At 66.6% G+C, this 6,164-nt stretch carries 6 protein-coding genes; 2 read left to right on the top strand and 4 right to left on the bottom strand.

All coding sequences use genetic code 11. The annotated features are described in order from the left end of the window. Positions 1–41: 41 nt before the first annotated feature. The 3 genes from ACFV4K_RS34290 to ACFV4K_RS34280 form a co-directional block, all read right to left on the bottom strand. Entirely contained in the window at positions 42–494 is a 453-nt protein-coding gene (locus tag ACFV4K_RS34290) for a universal stress protein (RefSeq protein WP_379280455.1), read from the bottom strand. A gap of 349 nt (positions 495–843) precedes the next feature. Next, a complete protein-coding gene (locus ACFV4K_RS34285; RefSeq protein ID WP_379280454.1) occupies positions 844–1,263 on the bottom strand; it encodes a DoxX family protein in 420 nt (139 codons plus the stop codon). Between the two features lie 89 nt (positions 1,264–1,352). After that, positions 1,353–2,216 (bottom strand): DUF6597 domain-containing transcriptional factor, encoded by an 864-nt coding sequence (locus ACFV4K_RS34280; RefSeq protein WP_379280453.1) that lies wholly within the window; start codon positions 2,214–2,216, stop codon positions 1,353–1,355. A 56-nt stretch (positions 2,217–2,272) separates the two neighbouring features. Between ACFV4K_RS34280 and ACFV4K_RS34275 the strand changes: the two genes are divergently transcribed. After that, positions 2,273–2,743, top strand: a complete 471-nt coding sequence (locus ACFV4K_RS34275) for a VOC family protein (protein WP_379280451.1) — start codon at positions 2,273–2,275, stop codon at positions 2,741–2,743. Between the two features lie 239 nt (positions 2,744–2,982). Here ACFV4K_RS34275 and uvrB read toward each other — a convergent pair whose 3' ends face one another. After that, the gene (uvrB, locus tag ACFV4K_RS34270) at positions 2,983–5,148 is read right to left on the bottom strand and encodes an excinuclease ABC subunit UvrB (RefSeq protein ID WP_357285919.1); all 2,166 of its coding nucleotides are present in this window, start codon (positions 5,146–5,148) and stop codon (positions 2,983–2,985) included. A gap of 381 nt (positions 5,149–5,529) precedes the next feature. Here uvrB and ACFV4K_RS34265 point away from each other — a divergent pair, with 381 nt between their 5' ends. Further along, a complete protein-coding gene (locus ACFV4K_RS34265) occupies positions 5,530–6,114 on the top strand; it encodes a DUF402 domain-containing protein (protein WP_379280450.1) in 585 nt (194 codons plus the stop codon). The last annotated feature ends 50 nt before the right edge of the window (positions 6,115–6,164 follow it).

Genomic DNA, 6,164 nt, shown 5'->3' with positions numbered 1-6,164 from the left:
GTCCCGATGGGGCCCGGCCGCTTCTCTTCGTTCTTCGAGCGTCAGCGCACGGTGTGCACGATCAGCACGTCGCAGCGCGACTTGCGGGCCACGTCCGAGGGCACCGAGCCGAGCAGGCGACCGGCCAGGGTGTTGAGGCCGCGGTTACCGACGACCAGCAGGTCGGCCTCCACCTCCTTCACCAGGTCCAGCAGCGACTCGACCGGCTCGCCGACGACGGGCTTCTCTACGACGTTCACCGCGCCGAGGGCGATGGCCTTGTCGCGGGCGACGCGCAGGATCTCACTGGTGGGCGCGGAGCCGCGCACCTGGTAGGCCTCGTCCTTCAGCACGTCCGCGGCCGCGGCGACATCGCGGTCGTCCGTCGGGAAGTAGGCGCAGGCGATGTACAGCGTGGCGCCCTCGTCGCCGGCCAGAGCCGCGGCCCGCTCGACGGCGACGTACGACGAGTCCGAGCCATCGGTACCGACGACGATCGTCCGGTAGGCGGTCATTTCTCCTCCAAGTACAAGGGTCGGGGCCGCGGATTCCTCGACAGTGGGGTTTTCACCGCGGCAACTTCGCCTGACAATAGCGGCATAACCGGCGGAAATATTCGATATCGCAACACATCACACCGCGTGGCGGGATCGGCGACTGTGACATTCCCGGCACGCTCCGAACACGGCCCCGGCTACCAGCGAATTTCCCGGCGATCGCGACGCGGAACACACAATGCCAACGGCCTTGCACGCCTGGGAGATTCGTCACAAGCCCGAAATGTCCGCGGGCCGTTCGTTGTGTCACGTCACAACGAACGGCCCGGGAATCAGTGACTTCGTTTTGCCGGTCGCCGCGGATTTCCTAGGAGAGGTCGAAAAGCGGTCCGGTGAGCGTCAATCCGAGATCGTGGCCGACGTAGGCGAAGAAGGCGAACAACATGAGCGACGCGCCCGCCAGGGCGATGTCCTTGTTGAAGTTCACCATCTCGGCCTGCTTCGCCTCGGGATCGGTCTCCTTCCAGAAGGCGTGCATGAGGAAGGCGGTCGGCACCAGGAACAGGATCAGCAGCAGCGCGCCGAGGTCGGCCCAGACGCCCAGCACCACGCTCAACCCGCCGGCCAGCAGCAGCACGCCCGAGGCGGGCACCGCCAGCGTGGGCATCGGTATGCCCTTGAACTGCGCGTACTGCGCCATCGACGCACGCTGCGCCAGATGCCCGAAGCCCGAGCCGAGGAACAGAAACGCGAACAGGATCCGTCCGATCAACACCAGCACGTCCATGGCCCGCTCCTTCGATGATCGATGTGCCATTAGGTGACATGGCAACCAACTTCATCAGGTCCACCGCTATTCCCGTACCAGTGAGTTTGTCAGGATGGTAGCGAGATGCGGGCGTATTCGAGCGGAGGCATTCCGATCTCCTTGGCGAACTCGTTGGAGAAGTGCGCCTGATCGAAATAGCCGAGCTCGAGGGCCACCGCGGCCAGGTCCGAGGTACGGCCCTCGGCCAGCAGGTGCGCGCCGTCTTGCAGCCGATAGCGGCGCAGGACCCACTTCGGGCCCGCCCCGACATAGCGGCGGAAGAGTCGCTGCAGGGTGCGAATCGGAATGCCGAAACGCTCGGTGACCTGGTCCACCCGGGTCAGGTCGCGATCGTGCTCCATGGCCTCGATGATCATCAGGACCTGGCGGTAGGCGCTCTGGTCGCCCTCGACGCCCTGGGCCGCCACCAGGAAATCCTCGATCAGCTCGCGGCGCAGCAGCGCGTCATCGGTGGCGAGCACGGCCTCGGCCAGGGTGTCGGCGGCGGGGAAGATCTCGGCCGCCGGGACCGAGGTGTCGCTGAGCGCGCCCACGTCCAGCCCGGTGAACGCGCCGAAGCCGCCGGCCCGGAACTTCACCCCGAACGTCTCACCCGCCCCGGCCAATTCGCGCACGTACTTGGTGGTCCACACGCCGGTGACGAAGGCGCCGGTGCGTTCGTGGGTGCGCTCGAAGGTCAGGTTCACGCACGGGTACGGCAGCACCTCGGCATGGAACGGCGGCTCGCCCCGGCGGTCCCAGCGGACCGCCCAGTACCACTCGACATAGCGCGACACCCGTTCACCCGCGGGCAGGCGGGCGTGGTTGTTGGCGGCGCTCTGCTGACGCGGCCGCAGGATGCCCTTGGCGGTCTCCGGCGGCGGCACCGGCCGTGGCGCGAAACGGCTTTCGGGATTGTCAGCGCTGGTCATCGCCCCTGTCGCTTTCTTACAAGACCATCGCGGCCGCGCCGAGGAAGGTAGTGGCCATGAGCGAAACAGTGAATCCGATCCCGCAGGACTACCACTCCATCACCTGCTTCCTGGCCGTCCCCGACGCCAATGCGGCCATCGACTTCTACAGCGCCGTGTTCGGCGCGAAGCTGCTGAGCCGCAACGATCTTCCCGACGGCCAGGCCGCGCACGCCGAACTGCTGATCGGCGACTCCACCATCCAGGTCGGCATGCCGATCCCCGACGAGGGCCTGCGCGCCCCCGCCGACGACTGGGTCCACACCAGCGTGGTGCACTACTGCCCCGATGTGGACGCGGTCTCGAAGTTGGCCACCGAGAACGGCGCCCGCTTCGTCTCCGAGCCGCAGACCTTCGTCACCGGCGACCGCTACGGCCGCGTCATGGATCCGTTCGGCCACCGCTGGATCGTCATGACCCGCGTCGAGGACGTCTCCCGCGAGGAGGCCGAACGCCGGGTCAACGAGTGGATGGCGCAGCAAGCCTGAGGACGCCGCTCCCCCGCCCGGTAACCGGTTCACCGAGCGGGGACCTCGGGCCGCCATGGGTTCGACGACCGCGCCCGTCGGGGCGGGGCGTGGTTGATCGGAATCCACCCGATTCGCGGCGCGTCCCGGCCCCGGACATGCAGAAACGGGCAGCGGCGCTACACATCTCGCATGCGGGGCCGTCCGCGGCACGATCGATGGGCGTCCTGGCCGAGCGCCCTTACGCCGCAGTCCTTCTCTCACGAGAGACCGGCGGCATCCATGCCGCGTAGTTCCTTCTTCAGGTCGGCGATCTCGTCCCGGAGGCGACCGGCCAGCTCGAACTGCAGCTCGCGGGCCGCGTTCATCATCTGCGCGGTCATGTCCTTGATCAGGTCGGCGAGTTCGGCGCGCGGCATGTTCCGCACGTCGCGGCCCTCGTAGACACCGGCGCTCACCGCCCGCCCGGGCTCGCCCTGGGCGCGGCGGCCTCGGCTGGCATTGCGGCCCGAGCCGCCCACCTCGACCTCGGTCTCCTCGGCCTCGCGGTACACCTGGTCCAGAATGTCGGCGATCTTCTTGCGCAACGGTTTCGGATCGATGCCGCGCTCTTCGTTGTAGGCGACCTGCTTGGCCCGGCGGCGCTCGGTCTCGTCGATGGCGTGGCGCATGGAGTCGGTGATCTTGTCCGCGTACATGTGGACCTCACCGGACACATTGCGCGCCGCGCGGCCGATGGTCTGGATGAGACTGGTGGAGGACCGCAGGAAGCCCTCCTTGTCGGCGTCCAGAATCGCGACCAGCGATACCTCGGGCAGGTCCAGGCCCTCGCGCAGCAGGTTGATGCCGACCAGTACGTCATATTCGCCCAGGCGCAACTGCCGCAGCAACTCGACGCGGCGCAGGGTGTCGATCTCCGAGTGCAGATACCGCACCCGCACACCGAGTCCCAGCAGATAGTCGGTGAGGTCCTCGGCCATCTTCTTGGTCAGCGTGGTGACCAGGACGCGTTCGTCGCGTTCGGTTCGCAGCCGGATCTCGTGCACCAGATCGTCGATCTGCCCCTTGGTCGGCTTGACCACCACGTGCGGGTCCACCAGGCCGGTCGGGCGGATCACCTGTTCGACGAACTCACCGCCGGTCTGGCCCAGTTCGTAGGGGCCCGGAGTGGCCGAGAGGTACACCGCCTGCCCGATCCGCTCGGCGAACTCCTCCCAGGTGAGCGGCCGGTTGTCCACCGCCGACGGCAGCCGGAAGCCGTACTCGACCAGGTTGCGCTTGCGGGACATGTCGCCCTCGTACATGCCGCCGATCTGCGGCACGGTCACGTGGGATTCGTCGATGACGAGCAGGAAATCGTCGGGGAAGTAATCCAGCAACGTGGCCGGCGCGGAACCCGCGGGCCGCCCGTCGATATGCCGCGAGTAATTCTCGATGCCCGAGCAGAAACCGACCTGCTTGATCATCTCCAAGTCGTATTGGGTGCGCATCCGAAGCCGTTGCGCCTCCAGCAGTTTGCCCTGCTTCTCCAAATCCGCGAGCCGCGTCTCGAGTTCGGCCTCGATATCGCGCACCGCGCGTTCCATACGGTCGGGACCCGCCACATAATGGGTGGCAGGGAAAATCCGGACCATATCCACCTGTCGCACCACATCACCGGTCAGCGGGTGCAGATAGTAGAGCGCCTCGATCTCGTCGCCGAAGAATTCGATGCGCACCGCCAATTCCTCGTACGAGGGAATGATTTCGACGGTGTCGCCGCGCACGCGGAAACTGCCGCGGGTGAACGACATGTCGTTGCGGGTGTATTGCACGTCCACCAGCAGGCGCAGCAGCCGGTCCCGATCGATCTCGGTGCCGACCTCCAGCTGCACCGACCGGTCGAGGTAGGACTGCGGGGTGCCGAGGCCGTAGATGCACGACACCGACGCGACCACCACGACGTCGCGGCGCGAGAGCAAGCTCGACGTCGCCGAGTGGCGCAGTCGCTCCACGTCGTCGTTGATCGAGCTGTCCTTCTCGATATAGGTGTCGGTCTGCGCGATGTACGCCTCGGGCTGGTAGTAGTCGTAATACGAGACGAAGTACTCGACCGCGTTGTTCGGCAGCATCTCGCGCAGCTCGTTGGCCAGCTGCGCGGCGAGAGTCTTGTTGGGGGCCATGACCAGGGTGGGCCGCTGCAACCGCTCGATCAGCCAGGCCGTGGTCGCCGACTTGCCGGTACCGGTGGCGCCGAGCAGCACCACGTCCTTCTCCCCCGAGCGGATGCGCCGCTCGAGTTCGGCGATGGCGGCCGGCTGGTCACCGGCCGGAACGTGCTCGCTGACCACCTGGAACTGGCTGTCGGTCCGCTCGACCTCACCGATGGGCCGATGCTCCGAATGGGCCAGCGGCAGGTCGTCCGGGATCTCGGTTGCGAAAGCCATGGCACCAGCCTAGGACGGACCACCGACAAGAACACGCACTGTACCGCCTCTCCGCGCCTTCAGCGGACGGCCGAGAGCCGTTGACCGTTGGCAATCCGGCCCACGGCCCGTGCCGAACCTATTGTGAACGTCCCCGACGAGTTACCCTCATCGCCCGAAATCAGTTGTCGCTCCGGGCTACGAACGAGGTCGTTTCCCATAGCCGGCACACAGATTCGTAAACCAACAGTAATGTCTGAATTGACCGTTACCTCAAGGGATTTCATGTCGCGCGCGCCGATCGGTGTCGCGTAGATCTCAGTCCGTTCACGACGGTTTGAATCCCCGGCTCCAGGTGTACTCTGAGCTCGCTGGTCGCACGATTCGAGAGAAGGCATGGCGATGACCGGTTTGTTTACGCCACAGCGGAATTCCACCAATGGCGCGCGCCCGCACCGGACGACCGACGGCACCCCCGCGGCGTCCCCGCATCGCCCCAGACTCGAGTATTTCAATCTCGCGGATCTGTCGTGGACCGATTATCGCGGGTTTCTGCACCCCGTGGAGCGTTTACACGCCGAACCGTTCGGTCTGTATATCGAACGGACAGTGGACAATCCGCGGTACCACTACGTCGAGTCCTGGCTGCTGCCCGAGCTGTCGCTGCGCGCCACGGTGTATCACCTGCGCCCGGGCCACGATCGGACCCAGACCCACTACCTCGACATCGGCGAGTACGGGCCGTGCGAGGACAAGAAGTGGCGAGCCGAGAGTCACTATCTCCACGTGGTGGCCCGCCCCGGCCGCACACCCGAACTGCTCGGCATCGACGACCTGCTGACCGCGCACGCGGCCGGGCAGTTCGACACCGCGCAGACCCACGGGGCCATCGAGCGGGCGGCCGCCGTGGTCGACGGCCTCGGCGCCTGCGGGCACGATGTCGACCGGTGGCTCGCCACCCAGGGCGTCACCCTCACCTGGCTCTGACCCCGGCACCGCCCGGAGAACGCGAACGCCCGGTCCGGATGGATCCGGAC

This window comes from Nocardia sp. NPDC059764, from assembly GCF_042732555.1.
GTDB lineage: Bacteria > Actinomycetota > Actinomycetes > Mycobacteriales > Mycobacteriaceae > Nocardia.
The sequence above is the reverse complement of the archived record's forward strand: the minus strand, read 5'-3'. Positions and strand labels throughout refer to the sequence as shown.

Bases quoted from the DNA above. Each gene is read 5' to 3' on its own strand.
- ACFV4K_RS34285 (WP_379280454.1), bottom strand. From the start codon at position 1,263: ATGGACGTGCTGGTGTTGATCGGACGGATCCTGTTCGCGTTTCTGTTC.
- ACFV4K_RS34265 (WP_379280450.1), top strand. From the start codon at position 5,530: ATGACCGGTTTGTTTACGCCACAGCGGAATTCCACCAATGGCGCGCGC.
- ACFV4K_RS34280 (WP_379280453.1), bottom strand. From the start codon at position 2,216: ATGACCAGCGCTGACAATCCCGAAAGCCGTTTCGCGCCACGGCCGGTG.
- uvrB (WP_357285919.1), bottom strand. From the start codon at position 5,148: ATGGCTTTCGCAACCGAGATCCCGGACGACCTGCCGCTGGCCCATTCG.
- ACFV4K_RS34290 (WP_379280455.1), bottom strand. From the start codon at position 494: ATGACCGCCTACCGGACGATCGTCGTCGGTACCGATGGCTCGGACTCG.
- ACFV4K_RS34275 (WP_379280451.1), top strand. From the start codon at position 2,273: ATGAGCGAAACAGTGAATCCGATCCCGCAGGACTACCACTCCATCACC.